This window comes from Streptomyces sp. JLBJ103, from assembly GCF_058215575.1.
Window position 1 is genome coordinate 7,579,581 of the sequence record NZ_CM177089.1, and the last position, 21,236, is coordinate 7,600,816.

General features: G+C 70.7%; 19 protein-coding genes. 7 read left to right on the forward strand and 12 right to left on the reverse strand.

Going from position 1 to position 21,236, the window contains the following annotated elements:
• Positions 1-189: 189 nt before the first annotated feature.
• A complete protein-coding gene (locus AC4BEG_RS32540; RefSeq protein ID WP_490703246.1) occupies positions 190-990 on the forward strand; it encodes a DeoR/GlpR family DNA-binding transcription regulator in 801 nt (266 codons plus the stop codon).
• 47 nt (positions 991-1,037) lie between these two features.
• Here AC4BEG_RS32540 and AC4BEG_RS32545 read toward each other — a convergent pair whose 3' ends face one another.
• Complete coding sequence (locus AC4BEG_RS32545; protein WP_490703247.1) at positions 1,038-1,841, reverse strand: DeoR/GlpR family DNA-binding transcription regulator; 804 nt, start codon at positions 1,839-1,841, stop codon at positions 1,038-1,040.
• Positions 1,842-2,083: 242 nt separating this feature from the next.
• The gene (locus tag AC4BEG_RS32550) at positions 2,084-3,556 is read right to left on the reverse strand and encodes an extracellular solute-binding protein (RefSeq protein ID WP_490703248.1); all 1,473 of its coding nucleotides are present in this window, start codon (positions 3,554-3,556) and stop codon (positions 2,084-2,086) included.
• 175 nt (positions 3,557-3,731) lie between these two features.
• Here AC4BEG_RS32550 and AC4BEG_RS32555 point away from each other — a divergent pair, with 175 nt between their 5' ends.
• Positions 3,732-4,748: a zinc-dependent alcohol dehydrogenase family protein gene (locus AC4BEG_RS32555; RefSeq protein WP_490703249.1), complete on the forward strand. Its 1,017-nt coding sequence runs from the start codon at positions 3,732-3,734 to the stop codon at positions 4,746-4,748.
• Between the two features lie 24 nt (positions 4,749-4,772).
• Here AC4BEG_RS32555 and AC4BEG_RS32560 read toward each other — a convergent pair whose 3' ends face one another.
• The 10 genes from AC4BEG_RS32560 to AC4BEG_RS32605 form a co-directional block, all read right to left on the reverse strand.
• Entirely contained in the window at positions 4,773-5,801 is a 1,029-nt protein-coding gene (locus AC4BEG_RS32560) for a 1-aminocyclopropane-1-carboxylate deaminase/D-cysteine desulfhydrase (protein WP_490703250.1), read from the reverse strand.
• Between the two features lie 203 nt (positions 5,802-6,004).
• Positions 6,005-6,580 (reverse strand): hypothetical protein, encoded by a 576-nt coding sequence (locus AC4BEG_RS32565; protein WP_490703251.1) that lies wholly within the window; start codon positions 6,578-6,580, stop codon positions 6,005-6,007.
• Positions 6,577-6,807 carry an SseB family protein gene (locus AC4BEG_RS32570; RefSeq protein WP_490703252.1) on the reverse strand — a complete coding sequence of 77 codons (231 nt, stop codon included), beginning with the start codon at positions 6,805-6,807 and terminating at the stop codon, positions 6,577-6,579. The genes AC4BEG_RS32565 and AC4BEG_RS32570 overlap by 4 nt, the downstream gene beginning before the upstream one ends.
• A 308-nt stretch (positions 6,808-7,115) precedes the next feature.
• Entirely contained in the window at positions 7,116-8,306 is a 1,191-nt protein-coding gene (locus tag AC4BEG_RS32575; protein WP_490703253.1) for a serine hydrolase domain-containing protein, read from the reverse strand.
• Between the two features lie 96 nt (positions 8,307-8,402).
• Entirely contained in the window at positions 8,403-9,122 is a 720-nt protein-coding gene (locus tag AC4BEG_RS32580; RefSeq protein WP_490703254.1) for a response regulator, read from the reverse strand.
• Positions 9,119-10,243 (reverse strand): sensor histidine kinase, encoded by a 1,125-nt coding sequence (locus AC4BEG_RS32585; RefSeq protein ID WP_490707279.1) that lies wholly within the window; start codon positions 10,241-10,243, stop codon positions 9,119-9,121. Before AC4BEG_RS32585 ends, AC4BEG_RS32580 begins: the two co-directional genes overlap by 4 nt.
• Before the next feature lie 260 nt (positions 10,244-10,503).
• Entirely contained in the window at positions 10,504-11,157 is a 654-nt protein-coding gene (locus tag AC4BEG_RS32590; RefSeq protein WP_490703255.1) for a hypothetical protein, read from the reverse strand.
• Positions 11,158-11,289: 132 nt separating this feature from the next.
• A complete protein-coding gene (locus AC4BEG_RS32595) occupies positions 11,290-11,775 on the reverse strand; it encodes an SRPBCC family protein (RefSeq protein ID WP_490703256.1) in 486 nt (161 codons plus the stop codon).
• Positions 11,776-11,841: 66 nt separating this feature from the next.
• On the reverse strand, positions 11,842-12,720 hold the full coding sequence (locus AC4BEG_RS32600; protein ID WP_490703257.1) for a YegS/Rv2252/BmrU family lipid kinase: 879 nt from the start codon (positions 12,718-12,720) through the stop codon (positions 11,842-11,844).
• A gap of 2 nt (positions 12,721-12,722) precedes the next feature.
• Positions 12,723-14,321, reverse strand: coding sequence for an FAD-binding oxidoreductase (locus AC4BEG_RS32605; protein WP_490707280.1), 1,599 nt, complete (start codon positions 14,319-14,321; stop codon positions 12,723-12,725).
• A 150-nt stretch (positions 14,322-14,471) separates the two neighbouring features.
• Between AC4BEG_RS32605 and AC4BEG_RS32610 the strand changes: the two genes are divergently transcribed.
• From AC4BEG_RS32610 to AC4BEG_RS32630, 5 genes are all read left to right on the forward strand, one after another.
• Positions 14,472-15,071, forward strand: coding sequence for a TetR/AcrR family transcriptional regulator (locus tag AC4BEG_RS32610; RefSeq protein WP_490703258.1), 600 nt, complete (start codon positions 14,472-14,474; stop codon positions 15,069-15,071).
• Positions 15,068-16,633 (forward strand): glycerol-3-phosphate dehydrogenase/oxidase, encoded by a 1,566-nt coding sequence (locus tag AC4BEG_RS32615; RefSeq protein ID WP_490703259.1) that lies wholly within the window; start codon positions 15,068-15,070, stop codon positions 16,631-16,633. Before AC4BEG_RS32610 ends, AC4BEG_RS32615 begins: the two co-directional genes overlap by 4 nt.
• Before the next feature lie 248 nt (positions 16,634-16,881).
• Entirely contained in the window at positions 16,882-18,882 is a 2,001-nt protein-coding gene (locus AC4BEG_RS32620; protein ID WP_490703260.1) for a glycoside hydrolase family 9 protein, read from the forward strand.
• A gap of 381 nt (positions 18,883-19,263) precedes the next feature.
• Complete coding sequence (locus AC4BEG_RS32625; protein WP_490703261.1) at positions 19,264-20,115, forward strand: alpha/beta fold hydrolase; 852 nt, start codon at positions 19,264-19,266, stop codon at positions 20,113-20,115.
• A gap of 76 nt (positions 20,116-20,191) precedes the next feature.
• A complete protein-coding gene (locus AC4BEG_RS32630) occupies positions 20,192-21,199 on the forward strand; it encodes an acyl-CoA desaturase (RefSeq protein ID WP_490703262.1) in 1,008 nt (335 codons plus the stop codon).
• The last annotated feature ends 37 nt before the right edge of the window (positions 21,200-21,236 follow it).

A 21,236-nucleotide genomic window follows, 5' to 3' on the forward strand; every position in this document is an offset into this window, starting at 1 on the left:
ACGGCCGGTGACGGGGTGACCGCCAAAGGCCCGCCGCCGGTGCGCGGGGGCCGTATCGCCTTGCGCGAGCAGGGGCATATGGGAACCTCGACATCGAGGTCACCGAGGTGTGCCGACCGCGGTCGCGCCGTGGCGATCGCGCCACGAGAACCGGCAGCCGGAGCCGGTACCGCCAGCGAGGGAGGACAGGTGCCCGCCAAGGTACGGTCGTCGCAGGCCACCGTGGAACAGCGCCGTCAGGCCGTCCTGCGCCATGTCGCCGAGCGCGAGGAGATCCGCATCGACGACCTCGCCGCCCACTTCGGCGTCAGCCTGATGACGATGCATCGCGACCTCGACGACCTCGCGGCCCGCCATCTGCTGCGCAAGGAACGCGGCCGTGCCGTCGCCTTCCCCGCCCTGACCATGGAGACCGCCACCCGCTTCCGCGAATCGGAGAACCTCGCGGCCAAGCAGGCCGTCTGCGAGGCCGCGGCGGGCTGGATCCGTCCCGGTGACACCTTCGTCATGGACGACTCCACCACCCTGTATCCGCTGGCCGACCTCCTGGCCGGGTCCGAACAGCTCTCGGTGGTCACCAACTCGGTCGGCATCGCCCAGCGTCTGGGACCGGCCACCGGAGTGGACATCACCTTGCTGGGCGGCCACTACCGGAGTGAGTTCAACTCCTGCACCGGCCCCGAGGTCACCCGCGCCCTGTCCCGGATCCACGCCGATCTGTGCCTGATGTCCGCCACCGCGATCCTCGAGGGCCGTCTCTTCCACCCGCTGCGCGAGTACGCGGATGTGAAGGAAGCCATGATCGCCTGCTCCGAGCGTTCGCTGCTCCTCGCCGACCACACGAAGTTCGGCAAGACCGCCACCTACGCCTTCGGCGACATCAGCTCGTACGAAGCGGTCATCGTCGACTCCGGCACACCGAAGCACGAGATCGCCGCGATCCGGGGCCACGGGGTCCGGGTGGAGACCGTGGCCCCGGCCGTTCCGTAGCCGCGGAAGGGGCGGCAAGCGCGGTCGGGTCAGGAGCCCCTGACGGGTCAGGAGGGTTCTTCGGGGGCGACGCTCTCCACACGCACCCCGAGACCACGGATGGCCGCGATCTCCTCCTCCGGTGTACCGGTGTCGGTCACCACCGCGTCGTAGACGGCGGCGGTGCCGTACGCGTACGTGGCCGTCCTGCCGAACTTGGAGTGGTCGGCCAGCAGCAGCGACTGGTTCGCGGAGGCGAGCATGGCCTCCTTGATCTCCGCGTACTCGCGCAAGGGATGGAACAGCCGCCCCTCGAGGATCGCGGTGGCGGATGTCAGAGCGAGATCGGCGCGGATCCGGGAGAGGGCGCTGACGACATCCGGGCCGGTGCAGCAGTTGAACTCGCCGTTGTAGCGCCCGCCCAGCAGCGTGATGTCCACCTCCGCCGCGCGGCTCAGCCGCTGGGCGAGGCCCACCGAGTTGGTGACGACGGTGAGTTGGCCGACCGACGCCAGGACGTCGGCCAGCGGGTAGAGGGTGGTGGAGTCGTCGAGCAACAGGGTGCTCCCCGGGGTGATCCGGTCGGCCACCGCCGCGCACAGCGCGGTCTTCGCCGCCAGCCGCGCGCTCTCCCGGAACCGGGTGGCGGTCTCCATGGTCAGGGCGGGGAAGGCGACGGCGCGGCCGCGCTCCTTGCGCAGCAGATGGCGGGCGGCCAAGTCGTCGAGGTCGCGGTGCATCGTCATCAGGCTGACGTCGAAGCGCGTAGCCAGATCGTCGATGCGGATCTCGCCGTGCTCGACGACATGGCGCAGGACAGCCTGCCGCCGCTCCTCGACGGCGGCCTGCGTCAGCCGTGCCTTGGCCGGCATACGGCCTCCTTCCCCTCCGCGCCCGGCGCGGTTCGGCCCGTCCCCGGGCACACCAGCAGCTTGATCGTCGTACGGTCGCGGGCGGCCTCGTCCGGTGTCCCGGTCGGTGTCTCGGTCGGTGTACGCTTCGCTTCCTTCCGTTCTTCCTGATCCACCCGTCGCTCCAGACCGTACCGGTGCGGTGACCGGCGCCTCCACCACCACCTCGGTCTCCACCTCACCGGACGCGGTCAGGGCGGCGTTCATGGCCGGTCCGCCCGTCCGCGGGCCGTGATGCGGTCGACGCGGTCGGCCGCGGCGCGCATCGCCCCGGCGGGTGAGGTCTCCCCGGCGAGCATCCCGGACAGCTCGTCGTAGATGGCCATGTCGCACTCCGCCCACCGGGGGATCTTCGGTCTGAGCCCGATGTTCTGTGGATCCCACACCTGCCGTACGGCGCGTGTGGAGAGCATGGTGGGCATGGGGGAGGGTCGGCGCTCGGCCGCGGTGACACGTGGCATCGCGTACACGGAGCTGCGGGTGGGAGTCCCGCCGCCCACTGTGCTCGCGAGGACGGCCAGCTGGGTCCTCGGGGCGGTGGCCCAGTTCAGGAACAGCCAGGCGGCCTTGCGGCGCCGGGCCGGAATGAGGTTGGAGATGGCGATGCCGGTGCCGCCGTACATTCCGGCCGAGCGGGCCGGGCCCTTGGGCAGTGGGGCGTAGCCGACCTTGCCGGGGAGGGCGGCCTCGTTGGACGCCGCGTACTCGTGCCAGTTGGGGCACATGGCGATGCGTCCGGCGCGGAAGGCGGCGCCGAGCCCGTCCCAGTCCCAGGTGCGGGAGCCGGGGTCGGCGATCTTCAGCAGCCGCTGGTAGAAGGCGGCCCCCTCGGCCGCCGCGTCCGAGCGCAGCTGACAGATGCCGGGGTCCTGAGTGCCCAGACGGCCGACGCGTGATCCGTCGAGGAAGTAGTCGCCGCCGTAGGACCAGAGCAGATTGGAGAAGTCGCACATCAGGGAGTCGTGCCGCTTGGCCTGGTGGCCGGTGCCGTAGCGCACCTCGTCGGTCTTGTCGTTGAACCACCGGGCGATGGCGTAGTACTGCTCCCATGTGGTGTTCTCGGAGGGTGTGGGATCGAAGCCGAGGTCGTCGGCCATCCGCGCCCGGTGCTTCGTGAACAGATCGGCGCGGTACTGCCAGATCATGGTCGGGCAGTCGTACGGCAGCGCCAGCACGGTGGTGTCGTCCTCGAAGCGTCCGGCCGCGTCCAGGTGGGTCGGGATGAAGTCGCGGAAGCCGCCAGCCAGATGTGGCATCGCGCCGTCGTCCTCGAACTCCCGCAGATCGGTGAAGGCGGAGGCGCAGGGGGCCAGCACCAGGTAGGGGTCCGCATACACCACGTCGTACGCCCCCTCCCGGGAGTCGATGTCGCGGGCCACCCTCCGCGCCAGGGCCGACAGTTTCAGCGTGACGATGCGGACCCTTATCCCGGTCAGCTCGGTGAACGGCTCGAGGTGGGCGGCGATCGCGGCGGTCGGTGCGGTGTTCTCGGAGAGGAAGGTCAAGGTGGTGCCCGCGGCCGACTGCCACTGCACCGTGTCGGCGAGGGAGTCCGCGTCCAGGTGGTCCGCGAAGGCGGTGAGCAGACCCGCCGCCCCGGCGATGGCGGCGCCACCCAGGAGGGTGCGGCGGCTGATGCGGGGCCTCGGGGGTCTGAGAGGAAGGAGAGAGGGCATGGGAGTGCGTCGTCCCTTGAAGTCGTCGAGTTGTGGGGCGCGAACGATGGTGTACAGCATTCTTAGTAGAAGATCAGCAGTTTGTTAACGCATCTTGCGTGATATTTATGCCTGATCTATCGTTTCACCGGCCACGGAGGACACCTTTCCCACCTCCACCGTCAGGAGCGCAGACATGCGAGCAGTGGTCTTCGACCGGCCCCACCACTTCCGCGTCATGGACATGGACGATCCGCGACCGCGCCCGGAGCAGGTCCGCCTGCGCACCGTGGCCACCGGGATCTGCGGTACCGACCGGCATCTGCTGGCCGGTGGATTCATGGCCCGCTTCCCGCTGATCCCCGGACACGAGATCGTCGCCGAAGTGGAGTCGCTCGGTGAGTGCGTCGAAGGGCTGTCGATCGGTGACGTGGTGGCCGTCGACAACACGGTGCTCTGCGGCCAGTGCGCGCCCTGCCGACGCGACCAGCCCCTGTACTGCGACCACTTCTTCTCGCTCGGCGTCAACGGCCCCGGTGGCTTTGCCGACTTGCTCGTGGCACAGGCCGAGAAGTGCTTCCCCCTCGACGGTCTGGAGCCGATGACGGCCGTCCTTACCGAGCCCCTGGCCTGTGCGATACACGGGGCCGATGTGCTGGCGCTGCGCCCGGGGTCCGATGTACTCCTCTTCGGCGCGGGCCCCACCGGTCTGCTGCTCGCCCAACTCCTCGTCCACGGCGGCGCGGCCCGTGTCACCGTCGCCGCGCCCAGCCCCCATAAACTCGACGTGGCCCGGCACCTGGGAGTCGACGAAACGGTCCGGATGGACCGCTCGGATCCACAGGCGTCGCTACGACGGCTGCGCGCACTGGCCCCCTCCGGATTCGACGCGGTCATCGAAGCCACCGGGGCTCCCGCCGTGCTGGCCATGTGTCCGGAGATGACCCGCACCGGCGGAACCGTGCTGGTCTACGGGATGGCGGGGGCCGACGACACCGTGCCCTTCTCTCCCTACGAGATCTTCTCCCGCGAACTCACCATCAAGGGCTCCTTCGCACAGACCCACTGCTTTGCCCGCGCCCTGCTGTTCCTGCGTACCGGCCGCATCCGCGCCGACGGCATCATCACCGATCGCTTCCCGCTCGAACGGTTCGGCGACGCGCTGTCCGCGGTCGCCGGCTCGACCAGCATCAAGGCCGTTGTCATGGGGTGACGGACGGTGGGGCGAGGCCATCGCTCAGGGACTGGCGGGGCGTGGGCCATGGGTGTGGAGGAAGAGCGCGGGGCCCGAGCCCAGGCGGCCTTCGGCCGCGAGGGCGAGCAGCGCGGCCATGGCCTTCGCCGTGTACACGGGTTCCAGTCGCAGGGCCGCGGTGTCGGCGGCGAGGCATTGGGCGCGCAGGCCCTCCGGTGTGGGGTGGCCGTAGCCGGGGCCGAGCCAGTGGCGTACCAGGGTCAGGTGTTCCGGTCCGATGCGGATCGGCGGGAGGCCGGCGCCCCGTGACCGGAGGAGGCGTACGGTCCGGTGGGCCAGACCGGCCACCGTGGGTGGGTCCAGGCGAAGCGTGTCATTGACCACCACGCCCACGACACGGGTACGGAGTCCGGCGAGACGCAGACCGAGGACAAGCCCGGCGACGGTGCCTCCGCTGCCGACGGCGGTGATGACGTGGGAGGGCTCGGGGAGGTCCCCCGCCGCGATCTGTGCCGCGAGTTCGAGGGCGGCTTCGACATAGCCGAGTGTGCCGACCGGGGTGGAGCCGCCCGCGGGGAGGTAGTGCGGCGGCCGTCCCGCGGTGGTGTGGCGCAGGAAGAGCCAGGGGGCGGCGGCCATGGTGCGCAGCTTGCTACGGGTGAAGTGGAGCGTGGCCCCGGACCGGCGCAACCGCCCCAGTTGGGCCCGGACATGGTCGTCGACCGGCTGGTCGATGAGGGCCAGGGCGGTGGCCAGACCCTGCTCCCTGGCGTACAGCGCGGCGGCCAGGCCCCAGTTGGTGCCGAGACCCCCGACGGTGAGGAGGGTCCGCGCCCCGCGACGTTGTGCTTCGGGTAGCAGCCACTCGAGTTTGCGCACCTTGTTGCCGCCCCAGCCGCCGTGGCCGTAGCCGCTCTCGTCCTTGCACCAGACTGAGAGGCCGGGTGTCAGCTCCGGCAATTCCCCTACGGGCGTGGGGGCTTGGCCGAGCGGGAGGTAGGGGACGCTGGCCGCCAGTGCGGGAAACCGGTCATGCAGCTGGGGGCGTCGGGTCAGGGCGGGGCGCACCATTCTGCGGTCCTCTCGGCGGTCGGCGGTCGGCGGTCGGCGGTCGGCCGCTCGTGGTCGGGGCGGCTGATGGGCACCGCCAGCGTCCTCCAGAAACGTCCTCGGCCCACCCTGTGGGCGCTCCCGACGGCATGCGCGCGCCCCTCGATCTCCGGGGAGATCGAGGGGCGCAGGAAGGGGCTTCCGGACGCGAGCGGCCTTGTGCGTTACGCGATAGTTCCCTTTCCCCCGCCGTCGACTTCCCAGCCCCCGTCGTACCGAAGCCGCGGCCTGGTCGGTACGTCCTGATAACTACCGCTACCACTCCCACTGTCACCGCCGTTGTCGTCCAGCCACGGCTCCTGGTAGATCTCCGGTGGCGGGTCGAACTTGGGGCGGTAGCCATCCTTCCATGCCTTCATCCCGTGCTCGCCGAAGGGCAGCTTGGCGATGTTGTGCTCGGTCGGCGCGAAGTCCTTGATGCGCAGCAGGTCAGCGAGCATATAGGCGGCGATCACCTGCCGCAGTGTTTCCACCACGACCTTGGCCTGGTCGGCGACCCGGCCCATACCGAAGCCCCAGGAGGAGAGCATCTTCTCTGAGGAGGAGTAGATGTCGAATTCGACGGCGTTCTGGATGTTGTCCGCCAGGGATTTCCAGTCTTTCTTGATCTTCCCCGCGGCGACAACCGACTCCTCCAGCGGAATCAGCACCTTCTGCACCGACGTGATCTCCACCCGGTAACCGTCACCGGGCTTTGGGCCATCCCCGGCCGAACCGCCCTTGTCATGGTTCCCGCTCACTTGGCGTCCTCCGACCCCTGCTCGCCGGTGTCCTCCAATGACCGCGCGTCCAGTACAACGGTCCGCGGGCCCAGCGGGTCGACCAACGCGCGTACGCCCTCGGGCAGCAGCTCCACCACGTCCTCGAGCGTGGTGGACGCCCATGGGCAGACACCGGCGAACAGCGCGAGCCGTTCCAGGGAGGTGAAGACCGGGACGACGGGGCCCTCCTCCGTCTCGGAGACCAAGAAGCCGGGTTCATCCGGCCGTTGGAAGTACAGACGCACAGACCGCAGCGCTGTCAACCGTTCCGAACGAGACATCGAGGCAATTGCCTCATCACGCACCAAATCGCGCAACGACATGTCTTTCCCTCGTATCCCTCCGTGGCCATCAGGTGTGACCCTCGGAGATCGTCGCACATCAGGTCCACCCTCCGGACGCGAGTGGGCCGTTCGCGCCCATGATGAAGCCCACAGCCTCCTCGCTGCCACCCCCGCTCCGCGGTGGCTCAAATAGGATCTTGGCTCCATGGCCGGGCATGACAGAGGGCGCCCTACGGCTTACCGAAGGCCGCGACCATGAGGTTCATCGCCACCTTGTTCATGTCCTGGCCCTTGGCGTCGGTGGAGTTGACGCTGTAGACGAGGGTCCGGGAGCCGTGGCGGGTGCCGGCGATGGCCGCGTTGTAACCCCAGCGGCCGCCCGTCTTGCCCCATACCTCGCGCCCGCCCAGCCGCTTCATGGAGAGCCCGACGGAGTACGCGGCCGGGGCGCCGCTGGTGGCGTCCTTCACCTTGGGCAGGGTGAACATCTCTTCCAGGAGCGGGCCGCGCACCACCCGGCCCGCGAACAGGGCCTGGGTGAAACGCTCCAGGTCGGCCGTGGTGGAGATGATGTCTCCTGCCGCCCAGCCGTCCGTCGTCCCCCACACCGACACGTCACGCAGTCCGGTCGTGCCGTCGTCCAGCCGCATCCTCTGGTAACCGTGGTTATGCCGACCGGTGATGCGCGGATTCGTCCCCGGGAACGAGGTGTCGCGCAGCCCGAGGGGCCGCAGGATGCGGCGTGCCACCTGGTGTTCGTAGGTGTCGCCCGTGACGCGCTCGATCAGCAGCCCGGCGATGGTGTAGCCGATGTTGAGGTAGTGCTGTGCGGCCCCGGGCCTGAACTCGCGCTTCTTGGCCGTCGCCGAGCGGACCATCTCCTCCGGGCGGTGGATCCGGAAGCGGTTGGCGTACCACTCCTCGACCGTGTCCCCGGGGACGTCGGCGGCCGGGATGCCATGGGTGTGGTTGAGCAACTGCCGGACGGTGACGTGCCCGTACGAGGCCGGGATCAGGTCCGGCAGATACGAACGGGCGGTGCGGTCCAGGTCGAGTGCGCCCTCGGCGGCCAGTTGCAGGGCGACCGCCGCCGTGAAGACCTTGGTGACCGAACCGGCACGGAAACGGGCGTCCGGGTCGGCCGGGCGGCGGGTCTTCAGGTCGTGCACCCCCGCGCTGCCCCGCCACACCCCCTCGGTGCCACCGACCCGTACCAGCGCGGCCGTGGCGTCCGCCGTCGGGAGGCCCGCGATGGCGTCCTCCAGGGCGGCCGCGGAGGGTCGTTCAGGGGCCGAGGGAGCGGGGGTCCCAGACGGCGTCGCGTCGGCCGACAAAGCCGCCGGTCCCGCCACAACACCCAGAACGAGTGCCGTGGCCAGCAGGGCGCGGGTGGTGGTTTTCCGGGGCGGTGTGCCAGGCATGGTCAACTCCATGGACGTGAGCCGGTGTTCTCGATGGCTCTCATCCTGCTGACCAGCGACGTCGCGCGGATCGCCCGCACAGCCGGTGTTTGGGGTTCAGTTCCTCGCCGACGCGGGGGAGGAACCGGGGCGGGACGCTCCCCCGGGCGGGGGAGACCCCGCAGACCCCGCCGCGATCAGACCCGTTTCATACGCGCAGATCACCGCCTGGATCCGGTCCCGGAGCCCCAGCTTGGCAAGCACATTGCCGACATGGGTCTTGACCGTGTGCTCGCTGACCGTCAGCTCCGCGGCGATCTCGGCGTTCGACAGACCCCGCGCGAGCAGCAGCAGGGTCTCCTTCTCCCGTCCGGTCAGTACCTCCAGCTGGGGGTCGGGCCGCCGCGGCCGGGTGGCCGACCGGGTGTACTGCTCCACCAGGCGCCGGGCCACGGACGGCGCGAGCAGTGAGTCGCCCCGGGCCACCACCCGTACCGCGTGGACCAGGTCGTCACGGCGTACGTCCTTGAGCAGAAAGCCACTCGCGCCCGCGTGCAGCGCCTCGTACACATACTCGTCGGAGTCGAAGGTCGTCAGCATCACCGTCCGGCAGGCGCTGTCCGCGCTGATCGCGCGGCAGGCATCGATACCGTCCATACGTGGCATCCGGATGTCCAGCAGCGCCACATCCGGCGAGTGCCGCCGCACCGCCTCGACCGCCTCGGCCCCGTCGCCCGCCTCCGCCACCACTTCGATGTCCGGCTGGACGTCCAGGATCATCGCGAAGCCGCTGCGCACCAGCTCCTGGTCATCGGCCACCACCACGCGGATCGTCAACGCGCCACCTCCGCCCCGGATGCTACGGGAGAACGCAGGCGCCCAGACCGCACGGTGGTCCGCCCCGACGGTACCGGGATCCGCACCCGCACCTCGAAGCCCCGGCCGTCCGGGCCCGCCCCGGCCACCGCCGTACCGCCGTGCGCCGCCGCCCGCTCCCGCACACCGACCAGACCGTGGCCGCCACCCGGACCGGGCTGCGGCCCGCGCCCGTCGTCCGTCACCCGGATGTCCAACTCATCCCCGTCGTAGGCGAGATGGACGCGGACGGTTCGGGCGGCCGCGTGCTTGACCGTGTTCGTCAGCGCCTCCTGGACGATCCGGTACACGGTTGCCCCGGTCGCCTCCGGCAGTGGCGCGATCGTCCCCGTGGTCCGGTACACCACATCGAGACCGCCGGCCCGCACCCGGTCCAGGAGATCGGGCAGTCCGGCGAGGTCCGGTTGCGGTTCACGCGGAGCGGCGGTGGTGCCGTCCGGTTCGTCGCCCGCGCGCAGTACCCCCAGCATCCGGCGTAGCTCCGCCATGGCGCCCCGGCCCGTTTCGGAGATCGCGTCGAAGGCGGCCTCCGCCCGCTCCGGCGCCGTACGCACGGCCACCGGACCGGCCTCCGCCTGCACGATCATCAGGCTCACCGCATGGGAGAGGATGTCGTGCATCTCCCGTGCGATCCGGGCCCGTTCGCGGGCGGCGGCCTGCTCGGCCTCGATCCGGTTCGCCCGCTGCCGGGCATCGGTGAGCCGCCCGAAGACATAGGCGGCGGCGAACACGAAGGCGGAGAAGGACAGTTCACGGGCCGACCGGGTGTTGAGCCATACCGACACCGGCACGGCCACCAGCAGCAGAAGCCCCGTGGCCAGCCGTTTCCGGGGTGGTGACAGGGCGGCGACGGTATGGACGGCCACAAGCCCGGGATAGGGCAGCGGCTGCCCGGGGCCGTCCAGCGCCAGCCGGTACAGCGCGCTGGCCGCCACGACCGCCAGCAGGACGGCGAGGGGCGCGCGCCGACGCCAGACCAGGGGGATCACCATGAGCGTGGTCAGCCCGTAGGCAGGCCAGGTCGCGGGCTCCAGCTCGGGCCCGCGGGGCACGACGAAGGGCATCGTCATCGCCGCCTGCATCAGGAGCGCGATGCCGAGGTCCACCGCCAGGGGGTTGGCCGCCCCCAGCGCGCGACCGGCCTCCCAGCACCGCCTTAGGCCCTGTCCTGCCGATCTTCGCGGGCCCGCGACGCCTGGCGCCGCGCCTCGCCGCGTTGTCGGGATCTTCCGAGTACGCCCAGTACGAGGACGACCCTCCGCCTTGCGATCCACGGCACCAGACGCCGCGGCCTGATCCACGAAGATCGACAGGACAGGACCTGGGCGTCCGTGCGGGTCCATCACGGTGTGCCGTCCCAGCGCCAGGTGGTGCGCCGGGGGTGTCCGGGCAGGTCGATACGGCCGGTGGCCCACAGCAGCGTGGGCCATGGTTCGGCGATGGTGGCCGGGACGTCGGGGAACAGCCGGGCGAGCACCCGTGTGCACAGCCCGGCCGGAGGCTCCCAGCCGATCCCGAGTCCCTCCGCCATGTCATGGGTGTGCACCAGGGTTTCCACGATGCCCATCGCGGCGAAGCCCTCGGGGTCCGCGGTGCCGAAGACGTGGTAGGCGCGGGTGTGCGGGGACGCCGTACGCACCATGGCCACCAGCAGTGCGCCGCTCGCCTCGAGTACGCGCAGCAGCCCGGCGGGTCCCGCCGCGCGGTCGGCGTGGATGGCGTTCGCCGGGCCACCGGGGCGACGGCTCTCCCACACGAACGGCACCTCACCGTCCAACGGCGGTGTCGCGGGGCCAAGTTGGGCGGCGTACGCGAAGAGGTCGTCGCTGAGGTGCTCGGCCGTCTCCCAGCAGTCCCACTCCAGCGCACCGGCCCTGCCGTCCCAGGCGTCCGGGGGTGCCGTGCGCAGCACATCCACGGCGAGCCGTACGGCGAGGCCGAGGTCGTCCGCGGTGACGGGGGAGGGGCGGGGGCTGGTCTCTGATGATCGGGGCATGGGCGGACCGTACCCCGGGGCGGGGACCGCGCACACACTTTCCGTCCGGATGCCCGGACGCCCGGACGCTCGGGTGCCCCGGGCCGTCCGGTCGCCGGGTCCGCACGGCTCCCGGACGGCCCGTAGGCGTACTCAGACCGTCCGGTGTTCCTCCTCCAGCGCCTCCTTGAGCCGTTGCAGGGTCTGCCGCATGCCGCGCCGGTTGAACTCGGCCCGGTCGCGCACCCCGGAGACCGCCGGGCTGATGCGGCGCATCAGCCCTCCGCGCTGGTCGATCCAGGTCTCGGTGACCTGGGTGGCGCGGCCCTCGTCGAGCGGTTCGAAGCGGTAGCTCCAGACCGCGATGCGCAGCCCCGCGGCGCGTACGACAAAGGTGAAACGCTCGCCGGGGTCGGCCGCGGTGACGGTGCACGCGGTCGACCACGGGCGCCGGTCGGAGCGGTTGTGCCCGGTGAACCGTGTCCCCGCGCGCATCTCCGTGGCGACGCCGCCCTTGACCTCGCCCCCGGTGCACTCGGGGCTCCAGCGGCCCATGTCGGCCACCCGTGTCACCGTGTCGTACACCTCCCGCGGTGGTACGGCGATCCGGATGGTCTCGGACACCATGTCATCCGTCATCGGCCTCTCCTCATCGGCTCCTCCATCGTCGCTGCCGGTCAGCGGACCAGGTTCGGCACATCTCGTTCAGCACAGCAGATTCAGCGCCTCCGGCAACACCCGTGCCGTCACCGGCAGTTCGGCCTCCACCTCGCCGTCGGCGCCGTAGGGCAGAGCCCGGTCGGCCTCGATACGCACCTCGCGGCCGTGCAGGATCTCCACCTCCGGCCGCAGGATGTGCCGTCCGGTCTTGAGCTCGTTCATCATGCTGAAGAACAGCAGTCGTGAGGCGTGGTGGATGACCACCACATCGAGCACACCGTCGCGCACCGAGGCGCCGGGCGCGATCTGCCGGCCGAAGCCGTAGTAGCCGGAGTTGGCCGCCACCACGGTGTATCCGGTGCGTTCGTGCGGGGTGCCGTCGATGGTGATGCGGTAGTGGACCGGCCGCCAGGTGGTGACGGCCCGCAGCCCGCCCATGTAGTACGAGGCGGCGCCGCCCAGCGCACGGTAGTCGTCGGCGTGCCGGTTGGCCAGGGCGTCGACGCCCGCGTACACACTGCCCAGGACCGCCATCCGCTGGTGGACGGCGGACTCGACCTCGATGGCATCGGTCTTCACGGGCTCGGCGTGCAGCAGTACGTCGGCGAGGTCCGCCACCTTCTCGGGCAGTCCGAGCGCGCGGGCGAAGTCATTGCCCCGGCCCGCGGGCACGATGCCCGCGACGGCGTCGGTCCCGGCCAGGGCGCCGACGACCCGCCCCACCAGTCCGTCCCCGCCCACCCCGAGGACCACCCGGCCCCGCTCGGCCGCGCGCAGGGCGAGGTCCCGCGCATGGCCGAGACTGCGGCTGTACTCGACTTCGAGCTCCGCGCCCCCTTCGCGGAGGGCACGGGCCAGCGGGACCAGGGACTCGCTGCCCGAGCTGCCCGAGGTGGGTTTGACGACGGCGGTGAAGTGGCGCATGGCTACGCTCCGGGGGACGTCAGGGGCGGCAGGAGAATACCCGGGTTGAGGATGCCGGACGGGTCGAGCCGGTTCTTCACGGCGTGCAGCACCTCCACACCCAGCGGGCCGATCTCCTGTGCGTACCAGTCCCGGTGGTCGGTGCCCACCCCGTGGTGGTGGCTGATGGTGCCGCCGGAGGCGAGGATCGCGTCGCAGGCCGCCCGCTTGGCGGCCGCCCAGTGCTCCTCGGGTTTGTCGCCCTGGGCGCTGAGCACGGTGAAGTACAGCGACGCGCCCGCGGGATAGACGTGCGAGACATGACACAGCACCACCGGCGGGGTGCCCGCGCCGGACAGGGCCGTGGTCAGCGCGGTGCGCACGTTCTCGTACAGCGTGGGGATCTGCGACCAGTAGGTGGCGGTCTCCAGGGTCTCCACGAGCGCGCCCACGTCGAGCAGCGCATCGCGCAGATACGGGGCGGAGTAGCGGCCGTGGTTCCACTTCTCGCCGGGCTCCTCACCGAGGAAGGTGCCGTCGTGGGCGCTCAGCGCGGCGTGGGCGCGTTCCCTGCGGACCGCCACCTCCTCGGCGCTGCCCTCGTATCCGGCGATGGCCAGGCACCCCGACTCAGAGGCGCCGTTCCCGATGGCGGCGGGGTCGGCCAGGCCCACCAGGGTCTCGGTCTCGTCGGACAGCCGCAGCACGGTGGGCAGCGGGCCGTCCTGGGCCAGGGCGCGCAGCGCGTCGCGGCCGGCCTCGAAGGAGGTGAAGCGCCAGCCCTCGTAGACGCGGGTGGCGGGGCGCGGCCGGATCCGCACGGTCACCGAGGTGATCACGCCGAAAGCGCCCTCGGAGCCCAGCACCAGCTGGCGCAGATCCGGTCCGGCGGCCGAGCGCGGGGCGGTGCGGCCGGTCTCCCAGGTGCCTTCGGGGGTGGCCACGCGCAGGGCGGTCACCATCTCGTCGAAGCGGCCGTAGCCCGCCGACGCCTGGCCGCTGGAGCGCGCGGCGGCGAATCCGCCGATCGTCGCCCACTCGAAGGACTGCGGGAAGTGGCCCAGGGTGTAGCCGTGTTCGGCGAGCAGGGCCTCGGCCTCGGGTCCGCGCAGACCGGGTTCGAGCACCGCGGTGCGGGAGACGGTGTCCACCTCGATCAGCCGGTTCATCCGGCGCAGGTCGAGCGTGACGAAGCAGTCGTGGCCGCTCGGGGCGAGCCCGCCGACGACGCTGGTGCCGCCGCCGAAGGGAACGACCGCGATCCGGCGCTCGGCGCACAGCCGCAGAACGGCCATGACCTCGTCGTGGCTGCCGGGCCGCAGCACCGCGTCGGGGGCGTCCTCGACGGCGCCGGACCGCATGTGCAGCAGGTCGGGCGTGGACTTGCCACGGGTGCGGCGGACCCGGCTCTCGGCGTCGGTGCGGACGTGCTCCGCGCCGACGATCCCGGCGAACGCCTCGCGGGCGTCCTCGGTCAGCCGGGTGGCGCGGGGCCGGGCGGCCTCCAGGGCGACGGAGCGGCCGTCGGACGGCCGTACGCCGAGCAGTTCGCCCAGCAGGCCGACGACCGGCTCGGGCAGCGGCTCCGCCCGGTCCGGATCGCCCCAGCCGTTCCACAGCATGTCTGTCGACTCCACCTGATTCCTCGCTTCTCCGTGCGGCTCAGCCGTGTTTCTCGGCGCGGTTGGACCGTGCTCCGCGGTGCGGATCGCTCGCGCCCGGGGCGGGCCCGGCCTTCGCCTGGCGCCGCTTCCGCCGTTACACTGTGACAGATGACGTCCAAACGCAACACCTCTCGGGATGACGACGCCGTGCTCGACGCCGCACGGGACTGTGTGCTGGCGGTCGGCGTCCGGCGCACGACCCTGACCGACGTCGCGCGCCGCGCGGGCGTGTCCCGGATGACGCTCTACCGGCGCTGGCCCGATGTAGGGGGCCTGGTCGGCGACCTCATGACCCGGGAGTGGCTGGCCGTCACCGTGGGCGCCATGCCGCACCCGGGCCCGCTCGGGACGGCGGCCGCGCCGCTCGTCGACGCCCTGATGAGCGGGCTCCAGGCGCTGCGCGCCCACCCGTTGCTCCGCAAGATCCTCGACGTCGACCCCGAGCTGATGCTCCCGTACCTCTTCGACCGCCGCGGGGCGAGTCAGAACCGGGTGCTGGAGTTCATCGAGGAAGCGCTGCGGCGTGGCCACGCGGACGGCACGGTCCGCAAGGACCACCCGGTGCGCCAGGCCCGCGCCCTGGTGCTGGTGCTCCAGTCGTTCGCCCTGTCCTTGCAGACCATGACCGACGACACCGATCCCGAACTGGACGACACCGCCTTCTACGCGGAAGTCCGCCTCATCCTGGAAAGGATCCTCGCCCCATGAGTGCTGCCGCCGGTCCCCGCCCCGACTACTCCCTCAACGCCGCGCGCCGCTCCCGGGAACTGGAGGAACTGGCCGCGGGCGGCGCCGTCGACGTCCTCGTCGTGGGCCTCGGCGTCACCGGCGCCGGAGCCGCCCTGGACGCCGCCTCACGGGGCCTGTCGGTTGCCGCGGTGGACGCCCACGACCTGGCCTTCGGCACCTCCCGCTGGAGCTCCAAGCTGGTCCACGGCGGACTGCGCTACCTGGCCACCGGCGATGTCGACGTGGCCTACGAGAGCGCGGTGGAGCGCGGCGTGCTGATGGAGCGCACCGCCCCGCACCTGGTGCGCGCCCAATCCTTCGTCATGCCGCTGACCGCCCTCACCTCGCACCGCAACGCCGCCCTGGTCCGGGCCGGGCTGCGCGCCGGTGATGTGCTGCGGCTGTCCGCGCGCACCGGCCGCGCCACCCTGCCCGGCCCCCGGCGGCTGTCCGCCGTCGAGACCCTGGCCGCGGCGCCCGGCCTGTGCCGGCAGGGCCTGCGCGGCGGACTGCTGTCCTGGGACGGCCAACTCGCCGACGACGCACGGCTGGTGACCGCCATCGCGCGCACCGCCGCCGGACACGGCGCCCGGGTGCTCACCCGCACCCGCGCCCTGTCCCTCACCGGTGGAGAGGCACTGGTCCGCGATGAACTCACCGGCCAGGAGATCCGCATCCGGGCCCGGACCCTCATCAACGCCACCGGGGTCTGGGCCGCCGAGCTGACCGAGGGCATCCGGCTGCGCCCCTCCCGCGGCACCCATCTGGTGCTGCGCGCGGAGAGCCTGGGGGGCTTGCGCACCGGACTGCACATCCCCGTCCCCGGCGAGACCAACCGCTTCGTCCTGGTGCTCCCTCAGGACGACGGCCGGGTGTACGTGGGGCTGACCGACGAGCCCGTGGACGGCCCGCTGCCGGACGTCCCCGAGGCGCCGGAGTCCGACATCGGTTTCCTGCTGGACATCCTGGGGTCCGTGCTCGATGTGCCGGTCCGCCGCGAGGACGTGGTGGGCGCCTTCGCGGGGCTGCGTCCCCTGCTGGAGACCGAAGACACCACCCGCACCGCCGACATCTCCCGCCGCCACGCCGTGCTCACCTCGTCCGAAGGTGTGGTGACCGTCGTCGGCGGCAAGCTCACCACCTATCGCCGGATGGCCCAGGACGCCGTGGACGCCGCGCTCACCGCGGGTTGCCTGGACGCGCCGGGGCCCTGCCGCACCTCCCGCCTTCCCCTGGTGGGCGCCGCCCCCCGGCCCGCCCTGGCCACCCTGGCCGCGCCCCGCAGGCTGGTCGACCGCTACGGCACCGAGGCCCCGGCCGTGCGGGCCCTCGCCGACGCCGACCCCCACCTGGCCGAATCGGTGGCCGCCGGGGTACGGACCACCCGCGCCGAACTCCTGTGGGCCGTACGCCACGAAGGCGCCCTCGACGAGTCCGACCTGCTGGACCGCCGTACCCGGATCGGCCTGGTCCCCGAGGACCGGGCCGTGGCGATGGACGCGGCCCGCGAGGCGCTGGCGGCGGTGGCCGGCCGGGTGTGACGGCGTCCGGGGTGACGGCGTCCGGGATGACGGCGTCCGGGGTGACAGCTACCTCAATTGAATGAGTGGGGATCGTTCGATTGGTGCACCCAAATTTCGGCTAGGCGTACGAAGCCGCAGGCCAGACCGGTTGCCTAGGGTCTGGTGAATGGAAAAAGCCGTCGAGGGGTCCGAGCCGAGCGCGCGGGACATCCACCGCTGACTTCGCGCGACGCATCCGCGTCATCGCGCACGGTGACGTTCACGAGATGTCCCGTGAGTCCCTCGGACCCTCCTCGGCGAGCAGCAGCAGAACGGTGGCTGCCGTACTGCTGCGCCGCCTCTGCCCCCGCTTCGGAAGTACTGACGCCTTGATTCACTCTGCTCCCCGGACACGTCCTGCCCTCGACCGCACCGACCGCCGCCGGCGCACGCTGGGTGCGGTGGTCGCCGCGGGGCTGGCCCTGGGCGCTCTGACCGCACCCGCGGCAGTGGCCGCGGACCACTCCGGTCCGCGTGCCGCAGGGGCGGACCGTCCCAAGGTCGACACCGGCTCCCCGGTGCGCGTGAACCAGGTCGGCTACCCGACGCACGGCCCCAAGAAGGGCACCGTTGTCACTCCTGCCACCAAGCCCCTGACCTGGACCCTCCGGGACGCCGACGGCATCAAGCGGGCCGGTGGGACCACCACCCCCGCCGGTGTCGACCGCAGCTCCCGGCAGAACGTGCAGACCTTCGACTTCAGCGAGGTCACCGCCCCGGGCAAGGGGTACACCATCACCATCGGCGGGAAGAAGAGCGAGCCGTTCACCATCGGCGACAATCTCTACGGCTCGCTGCGCTCCGACGCGCTGGCGTACTTCTACCACAACCGCAGCGGTATCAAGATCGACAAGAAGTTCGTCGGCGATGCCTACGCCCGGCCCGCGGGCCACGACAGGAAGGCTCCGCACGGCGGCGACACCGAAGCGCGCTGCACGAAGGGTGTGTGCGACTACCGGCGCGATGTCTCCGGTGGCTGGTACGACGCCGGTGACCAGGGCAAGTACGTTGTCAACGGCGGGATCTCCGTGGCCCAGCTGATGTCCATGTACGAGCGGACCCTTACCGCCCCGGGCGCCGACGCCGCGCCGCTGGGTGACGGCCGGCTCCGGGTGCCCGAGCGTGGCAACGGCACCCCGGACGTCCTCGACGAGGCCCGCTGGGAGATGGACTTCCTGATGCGCATGCAGGTGCCGAAGGGTAAGCCGCTCGCCGGAATGGCGTTCCATAAGGTGCACGACAAGCAGTGGACCGGGCTACCGACCAGGCCGGACCAGGACAAGCAGCCGCGTGAGCTGCGCGCCCCGTCCACCGCGGCCACCCTCAACCTCGCGGCCACCGCCGCGCAGGCCGCCCGCCTCTTCCAGCCCTACGACGCGGAGTACGCGGCCCGGTGCCTGGAGGTGGCCCGGACCGCGTGGGCCGCGGCCAAGGCACACCCGAAGAAGTACGCCAGCGACAAGGATTCCGTCGGGGGCGGCGCGTACGGCGACCGCGACGTCCGGGACGAGTTCTACTGGGCGGCGTCCGAGCTGTTCATCACCACCGGCGAGGACACCTACCGCACGGCCGTCCTCACCTCGCCGCTGCACGGCGACACCGATGCGATCTTCCCCCGTGTCAGCGGTGTGTCCTGGGCGTCGGTGGCCGGTCTCGGCGCGCTGGACCTGGCCACCGTGCCCAACCACCTCACCGGCGAGCAGCGTGCCGCGGTCCGCTCGATGGTCACCAAGGCCGCCGACCGCTACGCCTCGTTCTCCGCGAAGTCGGCCTACGGAGTTCCCTACGCGCCCAAGGGCGGCGCGTACGAGTGGGGCTCCAACAGCCAAGTGCTGAACAACATGGTCGTGCTCGCCACCGCGCACGACCTGACCGGCAAGACCCGCTACCGTGACGCGGTGCTGCGCGGTATGGACTACCTGCTGGGCGGAAACCCGCTCAACCAGTCCTACGTGACCGGCTACGGCGAACGCGACTCGCACAACCAGCACCACCGTTTCTGGGCGCATCAGCTCGACCCCAGGCTGCCGCACCCGGCGCCCGGTTCGCTGGCCGGAGGACCGAACTCCGTTCTGGAGGACCCGGTTTCGAAGAAGCGGCTGAAGGGCTGTGCCCCCGCGATGTGCTACACGGACGACATCATGGCGTTCGCCACCAACGAGATCACCATCAACTGGAACGCGCCGCTGGCCTGGGTCTCGTCGTACGTCGCCGACCAGGAGCGATAGTGGACGGACTCCCATGAGCAGGCTGCCTGCCTTGCTCGTGGGAGTCCAGAGTCCTGGCGAACTCATCGGACAGTCCTGAGTAATTCCTCGTAGGGCGTGGTGGTCATGCGGGCCGTGATAGCACCAGCCGCCGACAGGCATTTTGAGGACTTCTGTGAGCGATATCCTATGGTCGACAGTTCGGGGAATAGGAGCAATGGGCAACTTGCTGTCATCTCCCTCCGATTAGCTGGCAGTAAGAGGACACGGATGCTTTCCTGGATTCCGTCTTACGGCCGCTAGCGTGGTTGTCGACAGAGTGACTCCAAGCGCCAGTCAGATCCACCCAGTCGTGAGACAGGCACCCCGCCTTCGTTCGCCGACCGTTGGGAGATTGCGCAGATGGCTGAGGTGGAACTCTCGGCAGGAATCATCGAGTACGAGGACACCGGTGGCGACCGGCCGGTGGTTGTCCTCCTGCACGGCGTGGCGATGGACGGTTCGCTGTGGCGGAAGGTGGTCGCCGAGCTGCGCGCCGACTTCCGGTGCGTGGTGCCCACACTGCCGCTGGGCGGACACCGGCGTCCGATGCGCCCCGACGCGGATCTGTCGATCCTGGGCGTGGCGCGGCTGGTCGCCGAATTCCTGGAGCGGCTCGATCTGCACGACGTCACGCTGGTGATGAACGACTGGGGCGGCCCGCAGGCCCTGGTCGCCGACGGCCGTGACCAGCGGATCGGACGCCTTGTCATCACGTCCTGCGAGGCCTTCGGGAATTTCCCGCCGGGGCTGCCCGGCAGCAATTTGTACCTGTCGGCCAAGATGCCCGGCGGTATCAACCTCGCATTCAAACTGCTGAAGCTCACACCGATGCGGCGGATGCCGATGACCTGGGGGAGGATGAGCAAGCGGCCGGTGCCGCACGAGGTCATGAATCAGTGGTTCCAGCCGCTGTGGACCTCCAAGGACATCCGCCGGGATCTGAGGAAGTACGTCCTCGGCGTGCCCGCGCAGAGCGAGCTCCACAACTGGGCCGAGAAGCTGCGGGACTTCGACCGCCCCGCGCTGGTGGCCTGGGCCGCGGAGGACAAGGTCATGCCACCCGAACACGGCCGCAGACTGGCCGCGTTGCTGCCCAAAGGGCAGCACATGGAGATCACCGACAGCTACACCCTCATCCCCGAGGACCAGCCGGGACAACTCGCCGCCGCGATGAAGGCGTTCCTGCTGGAGGGGTCCGCGACAGCGGAGTAGCACATGGTTCAGGACATGGATCCACGGACGAGGTCCACACGCTCCGTGTCCCAGCTCTCCCGGAAGTGAGGAAACCATGGACGGTAGGGAACACCGCTGGTTCATGCTCATCGCGTCGATCGTGCCACTCGTGGCCGTCCTGGGCGCGATGGTGCTGCTGTGGAACCGGATCTTCTCCTGGTCCGATCTGGTGGTCACGCTGGTGATGTACGTGATCTCCGGCTTCGGCATCTCCACCGGATACCACCGCATGCTGACGCACCGTTCGTTCGAGACCTACAAGCCCATCCGCTACGGTCTGGCCACGGCCGGAGTCCTGGCCGGTCAGGGCCCGCCGATCATCTGGGCCGCACACCACCGCAAGCACCACCGGGTCGCCGACAAGCCGGGCGATCCGCACAGCCCGCACCTGGACTTCGAGCCCGGGTTCATGGGCATGATGAAGGGCCTGTGGCACTCCCACCTCGGCTGGCTCTTCGACACCGGCCTCACCTCCGACCCGATGCGGTACTGCCCCGATCTGGTCCGTGAGAAGCAGTTGCGCTGGCTGAGTGAGAATCTGCTGCTGGTTACCGCGGCCGGTGTGGTGGCCCCGGGCCTGCTGGCGTTCGCCATCACCGGCGGTGATGTCCAGGCGCTGTTCACCGGCATGCTGTGGGGCGGTCTGGTCCGTATCTTCCTGATCAACCATGTGACCTACGCGGTGAACTCCATCGGCCACTACTTCGGCCGCCGCCGCTTCGAGACCACCGACCACTCACGCAATGTCGCCTGGCTGGCCATCCCCTCTTTCGGCGAGGCATGGCACAACAACCACCACGCCTTCCCGCGTTCGGCGCGCCACGGTATGAAGTGGTACGAGGTCGACCCCAGCGCCATCCTCATCTGGAGCCTGGAGAAGACCCGCCTGGCCTGGAAGGTCATCCGGATCGACACCGAGCGGATGGAGATGCGCGAGGCGGGCGTCAGCCGCGTCTCCAGCGCCTCGGCCGACAAGAAGGAACTGCTGGAGGGTCAGCAGAAGATCGTGCCGATGGCCGAGCGCGACCGGGACAGCCAGGAATCCCTGGTGGACGTCGAATAGTTGACCCCTGCGGAACGCCTCCTCACGTCGCGGGCAC

Coding starts and splice junctions, on each gene's coding strand:
- AC4BEG_RS32625 (WP_490703261.1), top strand. CDS start 19,264: ATGGCTGAGGTGGAACTCTCGGCAGGAATCATCGAGTACGAGGACACC.
- AC4BEG_RS32630 (WP_490703262.1), top strand. CDS start 20,192: ATGGACGGTAGGGAACACCGCTGGTTCATGCTCATCGCGTCGATCGTG.
- AC4BEG_RS32545 (WP_490703247.1), bottom strand. CDS start 1,841: ATGCCGGCCAAGGCACGGCTGACGCAGGCCGCCGTCGAGGAGCGGCGG.
- AC4BEG_RS32585 (WP_490707279.1), bottom strand. CDS start 10,243: ATGCAGGCGGCGATGACGATGCCCTTCGTCGTGCCCCGCGGGCCCGAG.
- AC4BEG_RS32575 (WP_490703253.1), bottom strand. CDS start 8,306: ATGCCTGGCACACCGCCCCGGAAAACCACCACCCGCGCCCTGCTGGCC.
- AC4BEG_RS32590 (WP_490703255.1), bottom strand. CDS start 11,157: ATGCCCCGATCATCAGAGACCAGCCCCCGCCCCTCCCCCGTCACCGCG.
- AC4BEG_RS32610 (WP_490703258.1), top strand. CDS start 14,472: ATGACGTCCAAACGCAACACCTCTCGGGATGACGACGCCGTGCTCGAC.
- AC4BEG_RS32605 (WP_490707280.1), bottom strand. CDS start 14,321: ATGCTGTGGAACGGCTGGGGCGATCCGGACCGGGCGGAGCCGCTGCCC.
- AC4BEG_RS32600 (WP_490703257.1), bottom strand. CDS start 12,720: ATGCGCCACTTCACCGCCGTCGTCAAACCCACCTCGGGCAGCTCGGGC.
- AC4BEG_RS32620 (WP_490703260.1), top strand. CDS start 16,882: ATGTCCCGTGAGTCCCTCGGACCCTCCTCGGCGAGCAGCAGCAGAACG.
- AC4BEG_RS32595 (WP_490703256.1), bottom strand. CDS start 11,775: ATGACGGATGACATGGTGTCCGAGACCATCCGGATCGCCGTACCACCG.
- AC4BEG_RS32615 (WP_490703259.1), top strand. CDS start 15,068: ATGAGTGCTGCCGCCGGTCCCCGCCCCGACTACTCCCTCAACGCCGCG.
- AC4BEG_RS32560 (WP_490703250.1), bottom strand. CDS start 5,801: ATGGTGCGCCCCGCCCTGACCCGACGCCCCCAGCTGCATGACCGGTTT.
- AC4BEG_RS32550 (WP_490703248.1), bottom strand. CDS start 3,556: ATGCCCTCTCTCCTTCCTCTCAGACCCCCGAGGCCCCGCATCAGCCGC.
- AC4BEG_RS32555 (WP_490703249.1), top strand. CDS start 3,732: ATGCGAGCAGTGGTCTTCGACCGGCCCCACCACTTCCGCGTCATGGAC.